General features: G+C 63.2%; 20 protein-coding genes. 16 read left to right on the top strand and 4 right to left on the bottom strand.

All coding sequences use genetic code 11. From position 1 onward, the window contains the following. Nucleotides 1–41 precede the first annotated feature (41 nt). Nucleotides 42–962 carry an NADP-dependent oxidoreductase gene (locus tag INT40_RS06305; RefSeq protein ID WP_096167110.1) on the top strand — a complete coding sequence of 307 codons (921 nt, stop codon included), beginning with the start codon at nt 42–44 and terminating at the stop codon, nt 960–962. Nucleotides 963–981: 19 nt separating this feature from the next. On the opposite strand, the gene INT40_RS06300 is transcribed toward INT40_RS06305, so the two are convergent. After that, nucleotides 982–1,596, bottom strand: coding sequence for a TetR/AcrR family transcriptional regulator (locus tag INT40_RS06300; RefSeq protein ID WP_069601284.1), 615 nt, complete (start codon nt 1,594–1,596; stop codon nt 982–984). A 156-nt stretch (nt 1,597–1,752) separates the two neighbouring features. Here INT40_RS06300 and INT40_RS06295 point away from each other — a divergent pair, with 156 nt between their 5' ends. The 4 genes from INT40_RS06295 to cls all read left to right on the top strand — a co-directional run bounded on the left by INT40_RS06295 (nt 1,753) and on the right by cls (nt 8,295). Beyond that, nucleotides 1,753–3,366: a carboxyl transferase domain-containing protein gene (locus INT40_RS06295; protein ID WP_193072269.1), complete on the top strand. Its 1,614-nt coding sequence runs from the start codon at nt 1,753–1,755 to the stop codon at nt 3,364–3,366. Between the two features lie 8 nt (nt 3,367–3,374). Then, a complete protein-coding gene (locus INT40_RS06290) occupies nt 3,375–5,435 on the top strand; it encodes an acetyl-CoA carboxylase biotin carboxylase subunit (protein WP_193095745.1) in 2,061 nt (686 codons plus the stop codon). Between the two features lie 61 nt (nt 5,436–5,496). Then, the gene (locus INT40_RS06285; RefSeq protein ID WP_193095744.1) at nt 5,497–6,669 is read left to right on the top strand and encodes an acyl-CoA dehydrogenase family protein; all 1,173 of its coding nucleotides are present in this window, start codon (nt 5,497–5,499) and stop codon (nt 6,667–6,669) included. 153 nt (nt 6,670–6,822) lie between these two features. Further along, a complete protein-coding gene (gene cls / locus INT40_RS06280; protein ID WP_101570651.1) occupies nt 6,823–8,295 on the top strand; it encodes a cardiolipin synthase in 1,473 nt (490 codons plus the stop codon). A 257-nt stretch (nt 8,296–8,552) separates the two neighbouring features. On the opposite strand, the gene INT40_RS06275 is transcribed toward cls, so the two are convergent. From INT40_RS06275 to INT40_RS06265, 3 genes are read right to left on the bottom strand one after another with little or no spacing between them, the layout of a single operon-like run. After that, a complete protein-coding gene (locus INT40_RS06275; protein WP_101570649.1) occupies nt 8,553–9,374 on the bottom strand; it encodes an HAD-IIA family hydrolase in 822 nt (273 codons plus the stop codon). 46 nt (nt 9,375–9,420) lie between these two features. Continuing rightward, complete coding sequence (locus INT40_RS06270; RefSeq protein ID WP_193072265.1) at nt 9,421–10,881, bottom strand: purine-cytosine permease family protein; 1,461 nt, start codon at nt 10,879–10,881, stop codon at nt 9,421–9,423. After that, nucleotides 10,878–11,045, bottom strand: coding sequence for a hypothetical protein (locus tag INT40_RS06265; protein ID WP_180958930.1), 168 nt, complete (start codon nt 11,043–11,045; stop codon nt 10,878–10,880). The genes INT40_RS06270 and INT40_RS06265 overlap by 4 nt, the downstream gene beginning before the upstream one ends. Before the next feature lie 182 nt (nt 11,046–11,227). Here INT40_RS06265 and INT40_RS06260 point away from each other — a divergent pair, with 182 nt between their 5' ends. The 11 genes from INT40_RS06260 (at nt 11,228) to INT40_RS06210 (ending at nt 22,869) form a co-directional block, all read left to right on the top strand. After that, nucleotides 11,228–11,557, top strand: coding sequence for a metalloregulator ArsR/SmtB family transcription factor (locus INT40_RS06260; protein ID WP_319020922.1), 330 nt, complete (start codon nt 11,228–11,230; stop codon nt 11,555–11,557). Nucleotides 11,558–11,580: 23 nt separating this feature from the next. Continuing rightward, nucleotides 11,581–12,045, top strand: a complete 465-nt coding sequence (locus tag INT40_RS06255; RefSeq protein WP_193072264.1) for an SRPBCC family protein — start codon at nt 11,581–11,583, stop codon at nt 12,043–12,045. 136 nt (nt 12,046–12,181) lie between these two features. Beyond that, on the top strand, nt 12,182–12,721 hold the full coding sequence (locus INT40_RS06250) for a MaoC family dehydratase (protein ID WP_219618845.1): 540 nt from the start codon (nt 12,182–12,184) through the stop codon (nt 12,719–12,721). A gap of 8 nt (nt 12,722–12,729) precedes the next feature. Next, entirely contained in the window at nt 12,730–13,533 is an 804-nt protein-coding gene (locus tag INT40_RS06245; RefSeq protein WP_101570927.1) for an HpcH/HpaI aldolase/citrate lyase family protein, read from the top strand. A 46-nt stretch (nt 13,534–13,579) separates the two neighbouring features. Continuing rightward, the gene (locus INT40_RS06240; RefSeq protein WP_193072263.1) at nt 13,580–14,245 is read left to right on the top strand and encodes a peptide deformylase; all 666 of its coding nucleotides are present in this window, start codon (nt 13,580–13,582) and stop codon (nt 14,243–14,245) included. Between the two features lie 67 nt (nt 14,246–14,312). Next, entirely contained in the window at nt 14,313–15,437 is a 1,125-nt protein-coding gene (locus tag INT40_RS06235; RefSeq protein WP_101570640.1) for a hypothetical protein, read from the top strand. A 56-nt stretch (nt 15,438–15,493) separates the two neighbouring features. Beyond that, entirely contained in the window at nt 15,494–16,024 is a 531-nt protein-coding gene (msrA, locus tag INT40_RS06230) for a peptide-methionine (S)-S-oxide reductase MsrA (protein ID WP_101570638.1), read from the top strand. Then, entirely contained in the window at nt 16,025–16,900 is an 876-nt protein-coding gene (locus INT40_RS21165; protein ID WP_319021951.1) for a nitroreductase family protein, read from the top strand. Between the two features lie 137 nt (nt 16,901–17,037). Further along, complete coding sequence (locus tag INT40_RS06220; protein WP_101570923.1) at nt 17,038–18,258, top strand: MFS transporter; 1,221 nt, start codon at nt 17,038–17,040, stop codon at nt 18,256–18,258. 138 nt (nt 18,259–18,396) lie between these two features. Beyond that, nucleotides 18,397–22,083, top strand: coding sequence for an efflux RND transporter permease subunit (locus INT40_RS06215; RefSeq protein WP_319021950.1), 3,687 nt, complete (start codon nt 18,397–18,399; stop codon nt 22,081–22,083). A gap of 24 nt (nt 22,084–22,107) precedes the next feature. Next, nucleotides 22,108–22,869, top strand: a complete 762-nt coding sequence (locus INT40_RS06210) for a CPBP family intramembrane glutamic endopeptidase (protein WP_101570635.1) — start codon at nt 22,108–22,110, stop codon at nt 22,867–22,869. Nucleotides 22,870–22,954: the final 85 nt, after the last annotated feature.

The raw sequence follows: 22,954 nt of genomic DNA, 5'->3' as shown, positions 1-22,954 counted from the left end.
CCACGCCTAAGACATGTCGTCCCTTCGAAAGGTCCTCACACATGCGTGCAGCAGTCTATGACCAGTACACCGATGACTTCAGCGACATCACGGTTCGCGACGTTGAAGACCCGAAGGTTCCGCCGGCATCCGTGCTCATCGAGGTCCGCGCCGCGGGAGTCAATCCGGTCGACTGGAAGCTCGTCGGCGGTCACCTCGATCCGGTCATGCCGACCCAGTTCCCAGTCACCCCCGGCTGGGATGTTGCCGGAGTCGTCATCGGACTCGGTTTCGACACCCCGGAATTCTCCATCGGCGATGAGGTCATCGCCTACGCCCGCAAGGACGTACTCGGAGGCGGCACATTCGCTGAGAAGGTCGCGGTCCCCGTCCACGCGGTCACCGCCAAGCCGAAGAGCCTCAGCTGGGAACAGGCGGGTGGACTGCCCTTGGCCGGCGGCACCGCCCTGCGCACCCTCGAAGCTCTGGGTGACATCAACGGCAAAACCGTTCTCGTCCACGGAGCCTCCGGAGGAGTGGGTAGCTTCGCCGTGCAGATCGCGAAATCCTTCGGCGCCCGAGTCATCGGCACCGCCTCGGAGGCCAACCACGACTACCTGCGCACCCTCGGCGCCGAACCGGTCACCTATGGAGACGGGTTGAGCGATCGCGTCCTCGAGATCGCAGGCGGAGAAATCGATGGGGTCGTCGACTTCGTCGGAGAAGTCCTCGAGACCACCCTCGCGGTGCTGAAGGACGGTGGGACACATGCCTCCGTCGCAGATCCCTCGGTGGCCGAGCACGGCGGACGCTACATCTGGGTCCGCCCCTACGGTTCACAGACCGCGCGCGTGGCCGAGCTCGCGGACTCCGGTGAGCTGACAGTGGAGGTGGCCCAGACCTTCAGCCTCGATCAGGTGCCCGAAGCATTCCGCAGCAGCGCGGAAGGACACACACGAGGCAAGCTCGTCATCCTCCCCTGATGTCGGATGGCCTGAAGGCTCAGCCGATCCCCAGTGCAGCCTGAGCGGCGGCACGCAATTCGACCCCGACCACCTCGGCGCTTGAGCGCCTAGCTTGGTACGGGGTCGAATTGATCATGCCGAAGACCGCATGCACGCGCACGGTCGCCGCATCGAGTGACCATCCCGGATTGGCCCGCGCCACGACCTCGGCCCAGCGGCTGACATAGCTTCTCTGCAGGCGACGAACGGTGCGCCGAGAAGCCTCGGGCAAGGCCGCCAGGTCACGGTCCTGAATGCGAATCAGCTCGGGCTCGCTCATCGCGAAGGCGACATGGAAGTCGATGAGCTCGATGAGCGCCGAGGCGGCCGCGTCGTTGTCGTGGCGCGTGATGATCGCGTCCCCGCCTGAGTTCAGATAGTCAGAGATACCGACGAGGAGTTCCTCGAGGACAGCTTCTTTCGACTCGAAATGACGATAGACCGCCGGTGCGGAGATCCCTGCACCCTTGCCCAGGTCATCGAGACGGACTCCGTGGAAGCCATGTTGGGCATAGAGGTTCTTCGCCACCGACAGCAGCTGTTCACGCCGCGCCGCCTTCGCAGCGGCCCGTGACGTGCCGGTTGCCCGGGGTGTCGCCGACTTCGGTGCCATGTCCGTCACCCCAATTCCTTTCTTCGAATTCCGCTCGAGATCTTCGTATTCCGCTCTAGACCATGGACTCGGTATTCCACCGTGCCCGTTGTCACAAAAGCCGTTGAGCAGTATCATAGCAGTCAGTTAACAGTTATTAACTGAAATGAGGATGGAATGAGAGCAGTGGGAACTGCGGTCAGTCCGGCAACGGGGCAGGTCAACGCCGACGCCCATGCCGAACTCATCGCTGAACTCCGGGAACGCATCGCGGCCACCGCGCAGGGCGGTTCCGAGAAGTCCAGGCAACGACACATCGACCGCGGGAAACTGCTGCCTCGGGACCGTGTGGAACATCTGCTCGACCCCGGAACCCCGTTCCTCGAAATGTCCCCACTGGCGGCCAACGGCATGTACGACGATGCCAGCCCCGGTGCGGGAATCATCACCGGCATCGGTCGAGTCAATGGACGCGAATGCGTGATCGTGGCCAACGACGCCACCGTCAAGGGCGGCACCTACTACCCCGTCACGGTGAAGAAGCATCTGCGCGCCCAGGAGGTCGCGAAGGAGAACAGTCTTCCCTGCATCTACCTCGTCGACTCGGGAGGCGCCAACCTGCCCAACCAGGACGATGTTTTCCCCGACCGTGAGCACTTCGGCCGCATCTTCTTCAACCAGGCCACACTCTCGGCAGCTGGCATTCCGCAGCTGGCAGCGGTGCTGGGCTCCTGCACCGCCGGAGGCGCCTACGTTCCCGCCATGGCCGATGAGTCGATCATAGTGAGTGAACAGGGCACAATCTTCCTCGGCGGCCCACCCCTGGTCAAGGCCGCAACAGGCGAGGAAGTCAGCGCAGAGGACCTCGGCGGCGGAGCCCTGCACTCCCGCGTCTCCGGAGTCACCGACCACCTCGCGGCCAATGACTCCCACGCCCTGGAGATCATGCGCGACGTCGTCTCCACACTGGGGCCGAAGGCCCAGGCCAACTGGGACGTCGTCGCAGCTCGGGAACCGCTGCACTCACCCGAGGAACTCACCTCGGTGGTGCCCGTCGACTCGAGGACTCCCTACGATGTCCACGAGGTCATCGCCCGCCTCGTCGATGGTTCCGAATTCCACGAGTTCAAGGCCGAATACGGCACCAGCCTCATCACCGGCTTTGCTCACCTCGACGGCCACCCCGTGGGAATCGTGGCGAACAACGGCATCCTCTTCGGCGAATCCGCGCAGAAGGGCGCCCACTTCATCGAACTCTGCGACCAGCGCAGCGTGCCCCTGATCTTCCTGCAGAACATCTCCGGCTTCATGGTCGGACGAGACTACGAAGCGGGAGGCATCGCCAAGCACGGAGCGAAGATGGTCAACGCCGTCGCCACCGCCCGCGTACCCAAGTTCACTGTGGTAATCGGCGGCTCCTTCGGCGCCGGCAACTACTCGATGTGCGGCCGCGCCTACTCACCCCGCTTCCTGTGGATGTGGCCCAACGCCCGCATCTCCGTGATGGGCGGAGAGCAGGCCGCCAGCGTGCTCTCGACGGTCAAACGCGATCAGATCGAAGGCCGCGGCGAAACCTGGAGTGCCGAGGACGAGGACACGTTCAAGCAGCCCGTGCGTGACCAGTACGAAGCCCAGGGCAACCCGTACTACTCCACGGCCAGGCTCTGGGACGACGGAATCATCGAACCCGGCGACACTCGCCAGGTTCTGTCCCTGGCCCTCGAACTCGCCCGTTTCGGACCTATGGAACGCCCGCTGAATGCCAGCGGCTACGGCGTTTTCAGAATGTGAGCTCATCCATGTTCAATACCGTACTCATCGCCAACCGCGGCGAAATCGCCCTGCGCGTCATCCGCACCTGTCGCCGACTGGGCATCAGGACAGTCGCCGTCTACTCCGACGCCGACGCCCACGCCGCTCACGTCAAGGCCGCCGACACCGCAGTGCACCTTGGCCCCGCCCAAGCCTCCGAGTCCTATCTGCGCATCGATAAGGTCATCGCCGCGGCCAACGCCACCGGCGCTGAGGCGATCCACCCCGGCTACGGATTCCTGTCCGAGAACGCGGACTTCTCCGCTGCCTGCGAGGCGGAAGGAATCGTGTTCCTCGGTCCCGGCGCCGAGGCGATCCGCACTATGGGCGACAAGATCACGGCCAAGAACGCGGTCTCCCAGCGCGGTGTGCCGTTGGTGCCCGGCACCAAAGACGCAGCCATGTCCAAGGAGTCGCTGATCACCGCTGCCGAAGACATCGGCTTCCCGGTGCTCATCAAACCCTCCGCCGGTGGTGGTGGTAAGGGCATGCACGCGGTCTTCGAGCCCTCCGAGTTGCCCGCAGCATTGGATACCGCCCGCCGTGAGGCCGCGAGCTCCTTCGGCGACGACACGCTGTTCCTCGAACGCCTCGTCGCCACTCCGCGACACATCGAAGTCCAGATCATGGCCGACGCCCACGGCAACGTCATCCACCTCGGCGAACGTGAGTGCTCACTGCAGCGCCGCCACCAGAAGGTCATCGAGGAGGCTCCTTCGGCACTGCTCGACGAGGCGACCCGGGACCGGATCGGGCAGGCAGCCTGTGAGACTGCGAAGTCCGTGGGCTACTGCGGGGCAGGCACTGTCGAATTCATCGTCGGCGCCGACCGCCCCGACGAGTTCTTCTTCATGGAGATGAATACCCGCCTGCAGGTCGAGCACCCGGTCACCGAGGAAGTCACCGGAGTCGATCTCGTCGAACTCCAGCTGCGCGTGGGTGCCGGTGAGGAACTGCCGCTGGTCCAGGACGACATCACGATGACCGGCCACTCGATCGAGGCCCGCATCTACGCCGAAGACCCCTCGCGCGGATTCCTGCCCACGGGCGGACGGGCGCTCGACGTCGTCTTCCCCGAAGGAGAGGGCATTCGCGTCGACTCCGGCCTCGACGCCGGGCAGACCATCGCCTCGGACTACGACCCGATGATCGCCAAACTCATCGTCCACGCTCCGGACCGGACTGCCGCGATCGCTCGTCTCGATTCGGCACTCGCCGCCTCAGCAGTACCGGGAATCGTGACGAACATCGACTTTCTGCGCACACTGCTGGGCCTCGACGCGGTGGTCTCCGGTGACCTCGACACCTCACTCATCGACAACCTCGACGAGGATCAGCTGGCCCACACAGCGACCGTGATCGACCGGGAGATTGCTGCCGCCGCGGTGCTCGTCACGGCGGGCCGTGCAGGTACCGACCTCACCGGAGCGATCACGAAGCCTGACCTGTCGGGCACTGTCGGAAACCCAGCGACAGCAGGAAACCCGGCACCAGCCTCGGCGTGGGGGAGACCTACTGCCTGGCGAACCTCACGTCCGGATTTCCGTCCTGTCGTGGAGCTGAACTTCGGGGGCGATGTCTTCAAGGTCGAAGCAGTCGCCGATGATGTCACTGTCGATGACAGCGGCCTGTGGCATGTTCGCGTCGCCGATACCCAGTACACGGCCCGCGTGTTCTCCGATGCTCGGGACCGCAGCATCTGGGTCAGCAGCGACCGCGGCGTCTACGCGTTCACCCGCACCCAGTCCGACACGTCCCTGACCCCGGGTCTCGACGGCGCCGAGGTGCTTGCCCCGATGCCCGGATCTGTCGTCGAAGTCAAGGTCGAGTCCGGAGACCACGTCGAACAGGGCGATCCGATCGTCGTCGTCGAGGCGATGAAGATGGAGCACGTGCTCACCGCACCGGCGACCGGAAGCGTCACCGTCACCGCGGTCCAAGGCGCCCAGGTCGGACTCGACGAGGTGCTCGCCACCGTCGTCGACGAAGCCGCAGCAGAAGCCGCCGACGCAAGCGACGACTTAGCCGCCGCACCAGCAGCCAACTGATCACAACAAACTCATTGACCACAAGAAATCCACTGACCACGCATTGAGCGGGGAGGAAATCATGACAGCTTTCGTTCCGGGCATGCTGCCCGAAGAATACGAGGACCTGCGCCAGGGCGTCGCGAGGTTCGCCGACGAAGAGGTCGCACCGGTCTCCGCCGAACTCGACGCCAAGCACGAGTTCCCCTACGACCTGGTAGCGAAGATGGGCGAGATGGGCCTCTTCGGCCTGCCCTTCGACGAAGAGTACGGCGGCATGGGCGGGGACTATTTCGCCCTGTGCCTGGCCATCGAGGAGATCGGCCGCGTCAACCAGTCGCTGGCCATCACTTTGGAGGCCGGCGTCTCTTTGGGTGCCATGCCGATCTACCGCTTCGGCACCGAAGAGCAGAAGCGCGAATGGCTGCCCAAACTCACCGACGCCTCCGGGCTGGGTGCCTTCGGCCTGACCGAACCCGAAGCTGGCTCGGACGCCGGCGGCACGCGGACCAGGGCCACACTCGAGAACGGCACCTGGACCGTCAACGGCGGCAAGTGCTTCATCACGAACTCTGGCACCGACATCACCCGCCTGGTCACGGCCACCGCGGTGACAGGAACCCGGACCTCGAAGTCCGGCCGTGAGGTCCCCGAGATCTCGACCATCATGATTCCCACAGGAACACCTGGCTTCACCGCCGAACCGGCCTATGACAAGGTCGGCTGGAACTCCTCGGACACACACCCGCTGACCTTCGACAATGTGCAGGTTCCAGAAGAGAACCTGCTGGGTGAGCGCGGCCGCGGCTACGCGAACTTCCTGCGCATCCTCGATGAGGGACGCATCGCCGTGGGCGCCCTCTCGGTCGGTGCCGCGCAGGGCTGCGTGGACGAATCCGTGAAGTACGCCAAGGAACGTCAGGCCTTCGGTCAGCCGATCTCTGACTTCCAGGGCATCTCCTTCAAGATCGCCCGCATGGAGGCCCGCGTGGTCGCCGCCCGTGCCGCCTACTACCTGGCCGCCTCGCGCATGCTCGCCGGGATGCCGTTCAAAAAGGAAGCCGCGATTGCGAAGATGGTCGCCGGTGAGGCAGCGATGGACAACGCCCGCGACGCCACCCAGATCCACGGCGGCTACGGCTTCATGAACGAATACCTTGTCGCCCGCCACTACCGCGACTCGAAGATCCTCGAAGTCGGGGAGGGCACCACCGAGGTTCAGCTCATGCTCATCGCCCGCGAACTCGGTATCTGAGCAGCAGAGACAACACTTCACACCGCCCGCCGAGGTGGTCCCGCGCTTCCGTACGGACGTGCCGGGCCACCTCGGCGGGCGGTGCTGTCATCTGTTGGTTCGCGGCTCCGTTAGTGTGGGGCAGAGGAAAATCCGAGGAGAAGGAGGGGATTTGTGGATCTCAGCGTCGTGACGTCGGTCCTGGGCGTGAGCCTGATCGTCATCGAATATGCGGTGAAGATCATCGCCGTCGGCGTCGTCCCCGAGGACCGCAGGCCGTCCTCGTCCTCGGCCTGGCTGCTGCTGATCCTGTTCGTCCCCCTCGTCGGGATCCCGCTGTTCCTCATGCTCGGCAGCCCCTATATCAACCGGCGCCGGGCACGTATCCAGGCACAAGCCGATGAGCTCATGCACGAAGGCGCCGACGATCTGCCCGACGTGCCGCCATCTCTTGAGGCCCCGTCTGGCTTCGTCTCGATTGCTCAACTGGGTCGCCGGCTCACCGCCCTGCCGATGGTCACCGGCAACAACCACGGCGTCACCAGCGATTACAGGGCCAGCATCGAACGAATGTCAGCTCTCGTCGATGAAGCCCACGAATACGTGCATGTCGAGATCTACATCATGGCATGGGACTGGACGACCGACATCTTCTTCCATGCTCTCGAACGCGCAGCGGACCGAGGTGTGAAGGTCAAGGTCCTCTTCGACCACATCGGTTCTCGCAAGTATCCGGGATTCCACCGCCTCGGCAAGCGACTGACCAAGGCCGGCATCGACTGGCACCTCATGCTTCCGTTCATTCCCTGGCGCGGGAAGCTGCGCCGCATCGACCTGCGCAATCACCGCAAACTCCTCGTCGTCGACGGGAAGAAGGCGATGATGGGTTCGCAGAACATGATCGACTCCTCGTACCTGAAGAAGGCGAACGTGAGGATCGGTCGAGCCTGGCACGACATCATGGTCGAACTCTCCGGCCCCATCGTCGCCGCGGTCGAGGCTGTATTCTCCACCGACTGGTACACAGAATGCGGAGAGTCTCTGGGGATCAGAGCCTATGATCGCGACGCCTACGAGCCCGGTGTGGGCGGTCAGACGAGTGCCATGCAGCTCGTGCCCTCTGGTCCCGGGTTCACCACCGAACCCAACCTCAAGGTCTTCACCTCGCTGATGTACCTGGCGCAGAAGCGACTGGTGATCGTCAGCCCGTACTTCGTTCCCGACGAGTCCCTTCTGGCCGCCGTTGTCACCGCCGCCGAGCGCGGAGTCAACGTCGAACTCTATGTCAGCGAACAGGCCGACCAATTCATGGTCGACCTCGCCCAGTCCTCCTACTACCGCTCGCTGCTCGAGGTCGGCGTGCGGATCTTCCGCTACCCGAAGCCCCAGGTCCTGCACACGAAGTGCCTCATCGTCGATGACGAGTACGCGGTCATGGGGTCCTCGAACCTGGACATGCGCTCCTTCGGCCTCAACTACGAGATCAGCCTGCTGGCGACCGGTGGAGACCTGGTCGATGACATCGCCGAGGTGGTCGTAGATTACCAGCGCGAAAGCAGCGAGCTCTCCCTCGGAGAATGGGAGCAGCGGCCGCTGATCCGCCGCTACCTGGAGTCCGTGATGCGTCTGACGTCCTCGCTGCAGTGAGGACGTGACTGAGGACGTGACTGAGGGCGGCGGCTGCGGCGGACTGCTGCGGCGCATTGAGCCGAGGCACATTGAGCCGAGGCACACGGCACCGAAAGTCGCTTTCGACGAAACTCGGGTTGAGCGTCGACAATCATATGCGCACATATGTTTCTCGACGCTCAACCCGATCCGTGCCGGAAGTGGCTTGCTCGCGGCCCATGTTTCGACGCTGAGACCGTTATTCGTCCGGTGTTTGGCTAGGCAGGTAGGTTGCTTCAGGCGGACCCGGTGACGTCGGGGCCCATCTCCTCGAGCTGGTCGAGAGGGACGTCGAGGAGGTCATGAACTCCGTTGACGATCTCATTGGGGCGGAAGGGGAAACGGTGTACATCCTCGGCGGTGGAGATTCCCGAGAGGACGAGCACGGTGTGCATGCCTGCCTCCATCCCGGCAATGATGTCGGTATCCATCCGATCGCCGATCATCGCGGTGCTCATCGAGTGGGCGCCGATCTGGTTGAGCGCTGAACGGAACATCATCGGATTCGGCTTGCCCACGACATAGGGGTCACGGTTAGTGGCCTTCGTGATCAGCGCGGCGATGGCGCCGGTTGCTGGGAGGACACCCTCGGGGCTGGGACCGGTGGCATCGGGGTTGGTCACGATGAAGCGTGAACCACCGTCGATGAGGCGGATCGCCTTGGTGATCGCCTCGAATGAATAGGAGTGAGTCTCGCCGACAACGACGAAGTCCGGATCGTTCTCCGTCATGATGAAACCGGCCTCATGGATTGCGGTGGTCAGTCCCGCCTCACCGACGACGTAGGCGGTACCGTGCTCGACTTGGTTGGACAGGAAGTCTGCGGTGGCCATGGCGGAGGTCCAGATCTTCGATTCGGGAACATCGAGGCCGTTCGACCTGAGTCGGGCTGAAAGGTCCCTGGCGGTGTAGATCGAGTTGTTCGTCAGGACCAGGTACGGAATGTCGGCCTGACGCCACTGTGCGAGGAGCTCGGCCGCGCCGGGCAGGGGATTGTTCTCCCTGACCAGAACACCGTCCATGTCGGTCAACCAGCATTCGATCGAGTCGCGATCCATGTCTCTCCTGAAGATAGTCGTTGAGCCGATGCGGCTGCCTCCTAGCCTAGTCGGGTTTGGCAGCCTGAGTCTTGACCCTAAGGAATCCGCCCTTGCCGCGGGGAATGGTCACGGTCTTCGTCAGCACGTAGTAAAGGGTTCCGGAGACGAGCATCGAGGGGATCGAAGCCGTGAGCCACCGGAACGCCTCGGTCGGAATGTAGTCGATCGGGTCGAGCAGCAAGGTATAGACGAGGGCACCAGCGGCCATGGTGGTGAACGCGACGAGATTGAAACCGCCGGTGAAGTGATACGGCGATCCAGGTCGGTTGTCATACATCGCACGGATGTCGAGATGCTGCCTGCGCAGTATGAAGAAGTCGACGAACTGGATCGCGCACAGAGGACCAAGCACAATCGCACCCCAAGAGACGAAGCGACCGTAGTTGTTGTACGTGATGTCGGGGAAGAATACGAGTACCACTGCCGGGACGAGAATGAGTCCGCCGAGGACAGGCCAAGGGAGCCTGCGTCCCACGTTGCCGGTGCCACCGCGAACAGCGACGAGCGCCGCGTAGCCTTGGGCGACGATGGAGTTGATGTTGGCGAAACCGACGAAGATGAGGGCGAGGCCGCCAAGGACGAACCCACCGAGTGGAATCATCCACTGTGTGGGATCGTCGGAGCCCAGTGCAAGGGCCGAGAACGCACCCACGATCGCAGCGATCACCGAGGCGAGGAAGAGCCCGATCATGTTCGGCCAGTAGGCCGCGCGCGAGCTTCTGGTCAGGCGGGCCAAGTTGCCGACGTTGGGCCACCACGCGAGGCCCCCGGCGACGTTGAGCTCGATGGCGAGCATAAACGCCATGTGCTTGTCGAAATCGGCGGCGAGTGGTTCCAAAGAGACGAGTTCTGACCAGCCGATCTGCGTGAAGATCAGGACGAGCATGAGAAGGGTGACCACGACGAGGCCGGGGGAGACGACCTTGTTGACGGTCTCGATCGACTTCGGGCCGCGCATCAGGATAAGCCACGAGATGATCACGGCGAGGAGTCCAAGCAGCTTGACGATCAGGCTGTCGGGGGCGAGATCGGTGCCGAAGAGCTCGTTGCTGACGTTGGCGAACGCATGCCCGCACATGATCGCCAGAACTGCAGCCCAAGCGGCTGCGAGCAGTGCGGAGAGGGCGAGCATGATGGCTCGACCACCTGCGGTGCCGAACGATGATCTGAGCGAGACGAACTGTTCGATGCCATATCGGACTGCAGGGATGCAGGGGGCCAGGGCGACGAAGATGATGCTGATTCCATAGCCGATCACTATGCTGGCAACCGCCTCTTTGGCGCCGACATAGTAGGCAACTGCGCCGCCTTGGAGGAACGCCCAGGTTGCGATGGCAAGTCCGATGTTCGCCGCAGAGAAGTCCCAGAAGCTCCAGATCCGGTCCTTCTTCAGGAGCGGCAGGTCGCTGGTCGAGCTGGCGTCATGCAGTGCTGTGCGCTGGAATCGTTGACGGTCGCTGCTCACAGAAAGCACCAGCCCACCACGACGAGAGATGTGACAGCGAGGACGACGATCGAGATGACGATGTCTCCGGTCGGCAATGGCGCAAGGACACCCTCCTCGCTTCCTGGGTCCTCGTAGAGGTCGAGGCGGCGGTCGAGTTCGGTGCGGAAATCCTCGTCCATCATGAGCTGTGGTCTCCTTTGACCAAGTGAGAAAGAAAGTCGTAGATAGGTGCGGTTGTCAGTGTGCCGCATGACACTATACCGTCCGGACGGTTCTGTTTGGCAGAAAACCCTTGACAGCCGATCACACCGGAGTATTGTAGTATTTACTTAATTAAGGAAGTGCTGAAATTAATCTCAACTCTGTGTTCGGTGCTCTGGCCGACCCGACCAGGCGGGCGATGATCGATCGTCTGAGGGAAGGCGACCTCAGCGCCGGTGAATTGGCCGAACCGTTTCCCATCAGCAGATCGGCAGTGTCGCAGCATCTCAAAGTACTTGAAGACGCTGGACTGATCACTCGGTCCAAAAATGCACAGAGACGGATCGTGCATCTCAACGTCGAGGGTCTGAGCGCGGGTACAGACTGGCTGCTGGCAGCACACATGGATTGGGAGCAGTGCTTCGACACACTCGACCAGGTGCTGGCCGAGACTTCGCCCCCAGGCGAACAGGCTGAGGGCAGACAGCAATGATCGACTCACAGAGGAGAACCATCATGAATGAGAACGAAAATGAGAATGAGAAGCCCGGTTTCACAATAGTCCGCGACTTCGCAGCACCTCGGGACCGTGTCTGGGAGGCCTGGACCAACACCGATGTCATGGCCCGCTGGCTCCATCCGGAAACGCTGGTCACACCGCGCGAATCCGTCAGCGTGGACCTGCGCGTTGGCGGTCTCTACACCTACTCCATGCGCATCGAGGAGACAGGACAGGAGTTCCCGACGGCGGGCAAGTACCTCGTGATTGAGAGACCGCACCGGCTCGACTTCACCTGGGGGAGTCCCGGCGACGTCGACGAGGCACCTCAGATCAGAATCGAGTTTGAGGAAGTCGATGCAGGCACCACCCGGATGACGTTTGCGCTGACCGGCATTCCCAATGACTCGGGTTCCGATGCCAGCGCCTACGACGGCTGGGATTCCGCCTTCAACGTCTTCGAGTCTGAGATCGCAGGCTGAGATCGCAGGCGGACCCAGGATCCAGTGCGGACCCGGGCCCCACAGCAGGGACCCGGGTTGCCTGCTGTCCGACGCCAGGCGTTAAGCTCAAATCACGACAATCGGGCAGAGACGCAGTGACACAGAGGAGTGACGCATGAGTGAGCAGAAGGTCATCGAACAAAGAGGTCTGTGGCTGGATGAGATGGAAGTCGGTGCGATCTACAAGCACGCTCCCGGCCGCACCATCACCGAGGCGGACAACACCTGGTTCACGGCTGTGACGATGAATACTCAGGCCCTTCACCTCGATGCAGCCTTCGCTGCGACCGAGCCCTTTGGTCAGCGCCTGGTCAACTCTATGTTCACCCTCTCCACCCTTATCGGGCTTTCGGTCACGCAGCTGACGCAGGGCACGATCGTCGGCAACCTCGGCTTCTCCGAAGTCGCCTTCCCCGCCCCGCTCTTCCACGGCGACACCCTCTACGCCGAGACGACGATCCTTGACAAACGCGCCTCGAAGTCTCGTCCCGGGCAGGGCATCGTGACCCTCGAGCACCGCGGCTACAACCAGGACGGAACCCTCGTGGCCAAGGCCGTGCGTCAGACCATGATGTTCGACTCCAGCCACGCCGGTGAAGCAAAGAAGGTCCCCGCGCAGCAGGAGGACACCATCCAGAACGAAACCGGAAAGTGAGCACCACGATGGCATTGGATTTCAAACCCGCCTGGCTCTTCGTCCCCGGTGACCGCCCGGACCGCTACACGAAGGCCGCCGAACGCTCCGACATCGTCATCCTCGACATCGAGGACGCGGTCAACGACGGCGACAAAGCCACTGCCCGCGAAGCGATCATCGACTACCCGCTCGATCCCACCCGCACGGTGGTCCGCATCAATGCGCGAGATTCGGAGCACCTCGGCGAGGACATGGCAATGCTGGCCAAGACCGAGTACACGGCCGTCATGCTGCCGAAGTCCGAGCACGCCTCCGACCTCACAATCCTTAGCGACTACCAGGTCATCGCACTGATCGAGACGGCGCTCGGGGCCGTCAACGTCGCCGAGATCGCCGCCGCACCCAATACCTACGCACTCATGTGGGGATCCGAGGACCTCATCGCCGACCTCGGCGGAGGATCCTCGCGCAATGCCGACGGAGGCTACCGTGACGTGGCCAAACACGTACGCAACTCGACCCTGCTGGCCGCTCGCGCGCACGGAAAGTTCGCCCTCGACTCGATCTGGGCGAATATCCCCGACCTCGACGGTCTGGGGGAGGAAGCCGAGGACGCCGTCCAATCCGGGTTCAGCGGAAAGGTCTCCATCCACCCCAACCATGTTCCCGTCGTCCGCGATGCGTTCCGCCCCAGCGAAGAGCAGTTGACCTGGGCGAAGGCCGTGCTTGGTCTCGCGAAGACCGAGAAGGGTGCCTTTGCCTACGAGGGCAAGATGATCGACGCCCCACTGCTCAAGCACGCCGAACTCATCGTCGCCCGAGACGTCTGAGCCCGGTGATGACCGGGACGATGCCCCGTCCGCGAGGAGTTGGTCAGTGAATGATGCCGATGCGCTCATCGCCACCCAGATCCGAGCCGTCCTCGTAGCGGCCGCGGACAATGGCGGCGTGGCTCCGATCGTCGAGGCCGGCGACCCGATCCTGCGCCAGGTGACCCGTCCCTTCGACGGACAGGTCGACGACGCCGAGCTGGACCAACTCGCCGAGGTGATGCGAGCGACCATGCTCGGCGCGCCCGGCGTAGGACTGGCCGGACCACAGGTGGGCATCGGCCTGTCCATGTTCGTCGCCGAAGACCCCGGCAGTCTCAATCCGGAGGTTGCCGCGGTGCGGCAACGGACCCCGATGCCCCTACGCGTGGTCCTCAACGCCGACTACAACCCGGCCACCTCGGAAAACGTCGCCTTCTATGAGGGCTGCCTGTCGATCCCCGGCTACCAGGCCATCGTCGCTCGTCCTCGCGAGATCGAACTGCGAGGTCAGAACCTCGACGGCACTGCCATCGCCGAGGTCGCCTCCGGTTGGTCGGCGCGCATCGTCGCGCACGAGACCGATCACCTCGAAGGAGTCATGTTCCTTGACAAAGCTGAGATGCGTTCCCTTTCGACCAACACCTCGGTGGCGAAATTCTGGAACCAGCCATCGACTCAGAAGGCAGCCAGCGAGCTCGGGTTCGCCCTGCCGAGTTCAATGCTGCTCTGAGGCCGGAGGACTCGCCCTCTGGGACGATTTCCATAATTGCCACAGGAGACCATGTTTCGATTGAGGCATGCGTTTTCCCGATATCCCTCTACGTCATCGTCGTCTCGTGCGTGCTATCGCCGTTGCCGGAACCAGCGGCCTCGCACTGGTGCGCAGGCGCGACTTCGCGCCCGAACACGACCGTGCGGCCCGCTTGGGCAATGCGATCGCCAATGCAGGACTGACCTGGATCGCCGGAACGCGGGCCTTCGCGGGGCCGGACGAGAGTGAGCTCGACCTCGGCGCAGCGTTCGGAGCCGTCGGCTCGGAAGCGGGACAGCCCGCCCGGTACTCGACAGTGGACCCGATGGAGCAGGAGGAGAGGACCCGGACCTTTCGCAACCTCACCACCGCTTTCGCCTCCGGTGCCCTCAGCTGGGCCCTGTGGCACCCGACGCAGGACTTCGTCGATAGGATCGACGCCAAATTTCCTGCCGGTTTCGGGCGCGGACTGGGCGCAGGCGCCAGCGGAGCGTTCGTCGCAGGCGGTGCAGCCCTGCTCGACAAATTCGCCGAGCTCGACCAGGCCGAATACTGGGAGAACGCTCCGGTCGAGATCGAACTGCCGGAGCATATCCGCGGAGCCGTCGATCAGCTGCTCGCACAGCCGCATCCGGTCTCTGCCGAGTCCGCTGAGGCGGTGCGAGCACAGTTCGACTCGGCACGATTTTTCGTGTGGGTGACCTATTCGCGCACACAGCATCCGGGTGATGATCCCATCACCTTGGACCCGCAGCAGCTCTCCGCGCTGCTGGACGTTGAAGACATCACCACGATCGATGTCTACCCCGAGGCATCGGCTCGACTCGTTGTGCCGAAGAATCAGACCTATCCCGTGACCGGCGTCCAGGACGTTGCGGGCATCCACGACGCTGAGGGGGCGGCCCCGCAGGAACTTCGCCTCGAGATAGCCGATGGCCTCCTCAGCCGGATCGATCTCAACGCCGTCGACGAAGACTCACCCGCACGCAGCTCAGACGACCTTCCAGGTTCAGAGAGGCCGGGGATGCTCTATCCTTTGGGACTCGACGGTGACGTGGACGGCTACTTGAGCCGCTATGAGATGGAGGATGAGGAATTCGACGCAATGCCCCTCACTCTTGACCGGTGGCCCGGTCCGAAGCAGCTGCGGTTCATCTCTGAATGCGGTTAGGCTCACTACACGTGCCCGCTCGGGAATAAGCACACGCTGACATCGTTGTACGAGATATGAGTGAACTTCGTACTTTGACCCTGGGCGCCGGCTGCTTCTGGTGCCTCGATGCCGTCTACCAGCGGACGAAGGGCGTGACCTCGGTGATCTCCGGATACACCGGCGGTCACACTCCGAACCCGCACTACCGCGAAGTCTGCTCCGGGGCTTCCGGTCACGCCGAGGCCCTGCAGGTCACCTTCGATGCCGAGATCGTGCCCGAAAGCGTCATCCTGGGGCTCTTCTTCACCGGTCACGACCCGACGAGCCTCAACGCTCAGGGCTATGACGTGGGAACTCAGTACCGTTCAGCCATGTTCTACTCCGATGAGGAGGAGAAGGCGCGCTTCGCCGCCGCCATTGCTGAAGCGCAGGAGATCTTCGACCGCCCGATCGTCACGACGCTCGAACCGCTGGGGATCTTCCACACCGCCGAGGCTGTTCACCAGGACTTCTACACCGAGAACAGCAACAACGGGTACTGCCGTGTCATCATTGATCCGAAGCTGTCCCACGCGCGGGAGGCATTTGCGGAATGGGTGAGCTGAGTGTCGAAACACAAGGATTCGTCTGATCATCGCAGCTCGAAGAAGCACAGCGGCTCGAAGAAGTCAGACAAGAAGCGTCCGAAGGACGGTAGTGCCTGCGAGGTGACGAAGGGTCGCGTACGCGCGCACTTCCTCGACGGCGAGACCGGACCATGGGCGAAGAGGCTCGCTGATCAGGCCTCGGCGGCAGACGACGTAGTTGCAACCTCAGCCTCAGCGCCAAAGGCTGACAGCGCGAATGCGGCAGCCGAGGTTGCAGCAGCATCGCCTCGGCACCAGGGCCCTGACTACACGGTGCCGTCCTCGATCGACATCGTTGCCGACCCGGTCCTGCATGCCATGTCCACGAGGCGGTCGATCTCGAAGGTCGATGGCGAGACACCGAACGACTCCGATCTGCGCGAGATCATCCGCTCGCTCTCTTCTGTCGCCGACCACAAGGGCCTGCGACCCTGGAGATTCATCATCCTCCGCGGCGAAGACAGGCACCGCCTCGGCGTAGCCCTCGACGAAGCTGCCGCTGTGACACGAAAGCCGGGGGAGAGGAACGAGAAGCCGTTGCGGGCCGAACTGCTTCTCGCTCTCGTCTCCTCCCCGAGTGAGAACCCGAAGGTTCCCGAATGGGAGCAGCACGCCACTGCAGCTGGCGCCGGACACTTACTCGAACTCGCACTCTGGCAGGCAGGGTGGGGCGTAATGTGGCGCAGCGGAACCATGACCAACGAACCAGCCGTCCGCAGACTCCACCGGCTGAGTCCCGGTGAATTGCTCATGGGCTGGTTCTACATCGGGGCAGTACCCGAACGCTACCGAGAGCGCATGGCGCACAGCACCAGGCCATTGCCCGACCCCGACCAATTCCTTGAAACCCTGTGACCGACTGAGACGACGTGACTGACAAAGACGATGTGCCCGAACACTCTGACGCGCCAAGCACCGAGGCGCTGAACGGCGAAGCGGCGAACCCCGACGCGCTCGCGGCCGCGAAGGCCGCCACCGCCGAATCGCGGCGACTGCCGAAGGAGATCTACGTACTCGTCGCCGCGGCCTTCATCGTGGCGTTGGGCTACGGCATCATCGCCCCGGTTCTGCCGCAGTTCGCCGCGAGCTTCAACTTCGGCGTCACCGCGGCCACGATCGTCGTCTCCTCCTTCGCCTTCTTCCGGTTCGTGTTCTCACCGACGTCGGGCCGCCTCGTCGACTCCTTCGGGGAACGCCGGATCTACATCTCCGGCCTCCTCATCGTCGCCGCCTCCACAGCGGCCGTGGCGTTCGCTCAGAACTACTGGCAGCTGCTGGTCTTCCGCGGCCTCGGCGGTATCGGTTCGACGATGTTCAGTGTCTCCGCGATGGCGCTGATCATTCGACTCGCACCCATCGACGCGCGGGCGAAGGCCTCGAGTACCTATGCCACCGCCTTCCTCGTCGGTAACATCGCCGGACCCGTCCTGGGTGGGGCGATGGCAGGCTGGGGCATGCGCATACCCTTCATCATCTACGCCGTCGGTCTGCTCATCGCGGCCATCGTCGTGCGCATCTTCCTCGCCTCCACCGCAGAAGCGGGATCTTCGACGAAGCTCGGGCGCGCTCGCCTCGAAGCGGCCAAAGGTGACCCACAGCAGGAGGTCATGACTTTCCGGCAGGCCTGGAGCGACTCCGCGTACCGCAGTGCGCTGCTGTCCGCGTTCGTCCAGGGCTGGTCGGCGATGGGCATCCGTGTGGCCATCTACCCGCTCTTCGCCATCCAGGCGCTCAAAGCCGACACCGCAGTGGCTGGGCTGGCGCTGACGATGTTCGCAATCGGCAACGCCTCGGCCGTGACAGTCGTCGGCCGGTTCGCCGACACCTACGGACGCAAACCCTTCATCCAATGGGGTCTGCTTGTCCTCGGACTGACCACCGCAGCCCTGGCCTTCACTGATGCGATCTGGCTGTTCTTCGTCTTCTCCATCGTCGCCGGCGTCGGATCAGGACTGGCGAACCCTGCCCAGCAGGCAACCGTGGCTGATGTCATCGGACGCGACCGCAAGGGCGGGCGAGTTCTGTCCCGCTACCAGATGGCTCTCGACGGCGGTGCCATCGTCGGTCCGATCATCGCCGGAGCTATCGTCGATCGCTTCGACTACTCGTGGGCGTTCCTGCTCACCGGACTCCTCGGCGTTCTGGCCGCTGCCTTCTGGTTCACCGGTCGTGAAACCAAGCCGCGCACGGGTCGGGAATCTCGCGAAGTGTAGGCCGCGAAGAACACCGTGGAGCGCCTGCTCAGGGTTCACTCATGTGTTGCTGACAACTTAACTCACTAGTATGGGGCACCGAAGCATTTTTTCTGCAGGCGATCCCTGCGTTTGCACCGCCGAAAAGAAAGTCCCCACGTGAGTTTTCTGACCCGCCTGAGCCTGCGAAACCGCGCACTCATCGCGCTCATCTCCGTCGTCGCCATCATCTTCGGAGTCATCGGAGCCGGTTCCCTCAAACAAGAGCTGTTCCCCTCTCTTGAGAACCCTCAGGCGACGGTCACCGCCTCCTATGAAGGTGCGACGCCTGAAGCCGTCGAGCAGGAGGTCACCGATCCGCTCGAAGGTGCGCTGACAGCGTTGCCGGAAGTCGAGGACATGACGTCGACGTCCTCGGCCGGCAGTTCGTCGATCACCGTGAGCACGAAGTATGGAGAGGACTCCGATGATGTCGTGAAGTCCCTCCAGCGTGCGGTCTCCCAGGTTGAGTCCACTCTGCCCGATGGGGTCGAGCCCACGGTCAACACCATGGGCACCGACGACATCCCGGTGCTGGCACTGTCTGTGACCTCGGACGCCGACGAGGACAAACTCGCGGCCAACCTCGATGACATCGCCGAACCCGAACTGAAGAAGATCGATGGCGTCTCACAGGTCATGATCTCCGGTGCGAAGACAAAACAGGTCGAGATCAGCATCCGCCAGGACGACCTCGAGGACGAGGGCGCGAGCCTCGACGAGATCGCCGGCATCCTCCAGTCCAACGGCGTTCCCACCTCGGCCGGCGAGCTCAAGGGCGACAGCGGAACTGCCCCGGTCGAGGTCGGCACCCGGATCCGCTCGGTCGACGCGATCAAGGACCTTGTCGTCACCGGCAAGGACGGCCCGATCAAGGTCTCCGACGTCGCCGACGTGAAGATCAAGAACGCTCCCGTCGATTCGATCTCCCGCACGAACGGCAAGCCTTCGCTGTCGGTATCGATCATGAAGGAATCCGACGCGAACACCGTCGACGTCTCGCAGGCGGTTGCCGACAAACTGCCCGGGCTCGAGAAGTCCATGGGCGATGACACGAAGTTCGTCTCGGCCTTCGACCAGGCTCCATTCATCGAGCAGTCCATCCACGACCTGCTCAACGAAGGCGGACTCGGACTGATCTTCGCCGTCCTCGTCATCCTCGTCTTCCTGTTGTCAGTGCGAGCCACGATCATCACTGCGATCTCGATTCCTCTCTCCCTCCTCATCGCTATGGTCGGGCTGTGGATGGGCGGCGAGACCCTGAACATGCTGACTCTGGGTGCGCTGACGATCTCCATCGGCCGCGTCGTCGATGACTCGATCGTCGTGATCGAAGCGATCCGACGACGGCATTCCTCAGGTGGTGAGAAGTTCTCCAACATTCTGGCAGCGGTATCCGAGGTCTCTGGTGCTGTCACGGCCTCGACCCTGACCACTGTCGCGGTCTTCCTGCCCTTGGCATTCGTCAGCGGCCAGACGGGGGAGATGTTCCGTCCCTTCGCACTGACGGCCACCATCGCTCTGCTCTCGAGCCTGTTCGTGGCACTGACCATCGTGCCCGTGCTCGCCTACTGGTTCCTGCGTCAGCGGGAGGCGAAGGTCAAGCTCACGAAGGCGGAGAAGAAGGAGATCCGTCGCAACCGCAAGGGCATGCTCTCGGACTGGCGCAAAGAGACCAAGACCGCCAAGAAGGAGTCGAAGAAGCACAACATCCTCTCCACCGGCCGTCACGACGAGTCCGGCGCCGCGATGGCGGGAGCAGGGACTGCCGACTCACACGAGGGCACTCGCACCGCAACCGCAGGTGCCGCCTCGGCGGACGCTGCCTCCACCGGCCCACGCTACGGCGAGGTCGAGGAGGAAGCCGGAGAGGTCGACGAGCTGGCGGGCATGCACTCGCCGGTCACGCGACTGCAGAAGACCTACATGCCGGTCATCGGATTCTCGACCAAGCACCCTGTCATCATGATCCTCGCCGCGGTCCTCATCCTCGTGGGCACCGGAGCAATGGTCCCGCAGCTGAAGACTGAGCTCTTCGGAGACACCGGCCAGGACAGTCTGCAGGTCGCCCAGACCTTCGACCCGGGCACCGATCTCGACGAGGCGTCGAAGCAGGCCGAACCGGTCGAGAAGATCCTCGAAGACAACAAGGACGTCGAGTCCTACCAGCTCTCCGTCGGTGGAACGACCTTCGGCTTCACCGATGACTCGTCCATCACCGGCACCTACATCGTCAACTCGAAGTCCGGAGTTTCGGCGCAGTCGATCTCTGACAAGCTGCAGAAGGAATTCGACGATCTCAAGGACGTCGGTCAGGTCGAAGTGCAGAGCCAGAGCTCAATGCCCGGCGCCCAGACCATCGACGTCACACTGTCGGGATCCGATGCCAAAGAACTCGACGACGCCACAAAGGCCGTCACGGACAAACTCGAAGGAGTCTCCGGTGCCCAGTCGGTGACCAGCGACCTAGAAGCGGTTCAGCCGGTCATCGAAGTCAAGGTCGATCACAAGAAGGCCGCGAAGGAGAACCTCACTGAGGCCACGATCGGGCAGTACGTCCAACGGGCGATGCACGGACAGAACATCGGCGAAGTCGTCATCGACAACGTTTCGCACTCGGTTTTGCTCTTCGACCGCAACGCGGACACCGTGGACAAGCTCAAGGATCTCAAGATTCCCGGAAAGCCCAAGGAGACGGCTCCACCCGCAGGCGACGCCGGTGCTGCAGGAGCCGCTGATGCAGGCGACGCGGCTGGCGGCGACGCTGGTGGTGCAGCCGGTGGCGCAGGCGGCAATGCTGGTGCAGCCGGTGACCCGGGTGCGCAGGCCGGTGCTCCGGCACCGACGTCGAAGCCGCGCTTCATCAAGCTCGAAGATGTCGCCGAGGTCAAGGAAGTCAAGACCGCTCCGACGATCCGCCACACGGATTCGCAGCGTTCGACCACTGTCTCGGTCACGCCCGAGGGCGATGACCTGGGAACTGTTTCAACTGATGTGCAGAGCGCACTCAAGAATGTCGACCTGCCCGACTCCGTATCCGTTGACACCGGCGGTGCCACACAGGAGCAGAACGAAGCGTTCTCCCAGCTGGGCTTGGCCATGCTCGCTGCGATCCTCATCGTGTTCATCATCATGGTCGCCACGTTCAAGTCGCTGCTGCAGCCGTTGATCCTGCTGGTCTCGATCCCGTTCGCGGCCACCGGTTCCATCGCGCTGTCGCTTCTGACCGATACTCCGCTGGGCCTGACGTCGATGATCGGTCTGCTGATGCTCATCGGCATCGTGGTCACAAACGCGATCGTGCTCATCGACCTGATCAACCACTTCAGAGCTCGAGGGGTCGAACTGCGAGCGGCCATCGTCCACGGTGCCCGGTTGCGCTATCGACCGATCCTCATGACCGCCTCGGCGACGATCTTCGCGCTCGTGCCGATGGCCCTGGGGCTGACCGGCGGGGGAGTGTTCATCTCGAAGCCGCTGGCGATCGTGGTCATCGGCGGTTTGGTCAGCTCGACCTTGTTGACGCTGATCCTCGTGCCCGTCCTCTACCTCCTGCTCGAAGGGGCGAAGGAACGCCGGGCCGAGAAGAAGTACGTGAAGAACATGGCCCGTGGCCAGGTCCTCGATGTCGCCGAGGCGAGAGCCACACAAGGTCCGGATGCGACGGACCGTGCCGCCTCAGCAACATCCACCGCCGAGGCGGGTTCGGTGGCCACAGCCGAACGAACCGAGCGCGACGAGTCGACGCAGACGGTTGGTGACTCCGCGGTGGAGGACCCGGACGGGGACGACGCACCGAAGCACTGACCTGCTCCGGTTACAGTAGGATCCATGAGAAACGAGCTCGAACCGCAGGAGAAGAAGCGCCTGTGGTTCGAGCTCGGCCTCGTTGCAGCACTCTCGTTGGGACAGTCAGCTGTCTATGCGATCGTGCGTCTGTCCGACATCGCCACCCGCGGTCCGATCAGTGAAGCCCAGGCGAAGCTCAACACTTCGATGTCGCCGCGGCCCGGATTCGATCTCATCTACCAGATCCTCGGCATCGGGTTCACTCTTGTGCCCGTGCTCCTGGCCCTGTATCTACTCACTCGCGACACCGATGCCCCGCCCCTGAGTACACGCCTGGGCGTGAGAGGCCAGAGCGGGAAGGACCTCGGTCGCGGAACTCTCATCTTCCTCATCATCGGCATCGGCACCCTGGGTGTCTACGCGGGCGGCAGGGCACTGGGGATCACGGCCGAGATCCAGCCGGCCAACCTCGGCGATCATTGGTGGACCATTCCCGTGCTCATCCTGGCCGCGGCGAAGAACGGCATCCTCGAGGAGGTCATCATCTTCGGCTTCGGTGCAGAACGCCTCCAGCGTTTGGGTTACGGCATGTGGCCGATCATCATCAGCCTGGCCATCTTCCGTGCCAGCTATCACCTGTACCAGGGCATCGGGCCGTTCATCGGCAACGTCGCCATGGGCATCATCTTCGGGTGGTACTTCATGCGTCGGGGCAGGCTGGTGCCCCTGGTGTGGGCACACTTCATCATCGATGCCGTGGGCTTCCTGGCCCCGGGAATCCTCACCCTCATCGACATCGGCTGAACTGGTTCATGCGCAGTTCACCGAACGGTAGTTCTGGGTCCAACTGACCCTGAAAGTCTCGACTTGGTGAGCCCGACTCCGTTTT

The organism is Brevibacterium sp. FME17 (assembly GCF_014897515.1).
Classification (GTDB): Bacteria; Actinomycetota; Actinomycetes; order Actinomycetales; family Brevibacteriaceae; genus Brevibacterium.
Note: the sequence above shows the minus strand (reverse complement) of the source record. Positions and strands in the feature narration are given on the sequence as shown.

Excerpts from the sequence above, each read along its gene's own strand:
- INT40_RS06255 (WP_193072264.1), top strand. The coding sequence starts at position 11,581 with ATGAATGAGAACGAAAATGAGAATGAGAAGCCCGGTTTCACAATAGTC.
- INT40_RS06285 (WP_193095744.1), top strand. The coding sequence starts at position 5,497 with ATGACAGCTTTCGTTCCGGGCATGCTGCCCGAAGAATACGAGGACCTG.
- INT40_RS06300 (WP_069601284.1), bottom strand. The coding sequence starts at position 1,596 with ATGGCACCGAAGTCGGCGACACCCCGGGCAACCGGCACGTCACGGGCC.
- INT40_RS06305 (WP_096167110.1), top strand. The coding sequence starts at position 42 with ATGCGTGCAGCAGTCTATGACCAGTACACCGATGACTTCAGCGACATC.
- INT40_RS06275 (WP_101570649.1), bottom strand. The coding sequence starts at position 9,374 with ATGGATCGCGACTCGATCGAATGCTGGTTGACCGACATGGACGGTGTT.
- INT40_RS06235 (WP_101570640.1), top strand. The coding sequence starts at position 14,313 with ATGCGTTTTCCCGATATCCCTCTACGTCATCGTCGTCTCGTGCGTGCT.
- INT40_RS06250 (WP_219618845.1), top strand. The coding sequence starts at position 12,182 with ATGAGTGAGCAGAAGGTCATCGAACAAAGAGGTCTGTGGCTGGATGAG.
- INT40_RS06290 (WP_193095745.1), top strand. The coding sequence starts at position 3,375 with ATGTTCAATACCGTACTCATCGCCAACCGCGGCGAAATCGCCCTGCGC.
- INT40_RS06210 (WP_101570635.1), top strand. The coding sequence starts at position 22,108 with ATGAGAAACGAGCTCGAACCGCAGGAGAAGAAGCGCCTGTGGTTCGAG.
- msrA (WP_101570638.1), top strand. The coding sequence starts at position 15,494 with ATGAGTGAACTTCGTACTTTGACCCTGGGCGCCGGCTGCTTCTGGTGC.
- INT40_RS06265 (WP_180958930.1), bottom strand. The coding sequence starts at position 11,045 with ATGATGGACGAGGATTTCCGCACCGAACTCGACCGCCGCCTCGACCTC.
- INT40_RS06245 (WP_101570927.1), top strand. The coding sequence starts at position 12,730 with ATGGCATTGGATTTCAAACCCGCCTGGCTCTTCGTCCCCGGTGACCGC.
- INT40_RS06295 (WP_193072269.1), top strand. The coding sequence starts at position 1,753 with ATGAGAGCAGTGGGAACTGCGGTCAGTCCGGCAACGGGGCAGGTCAAC.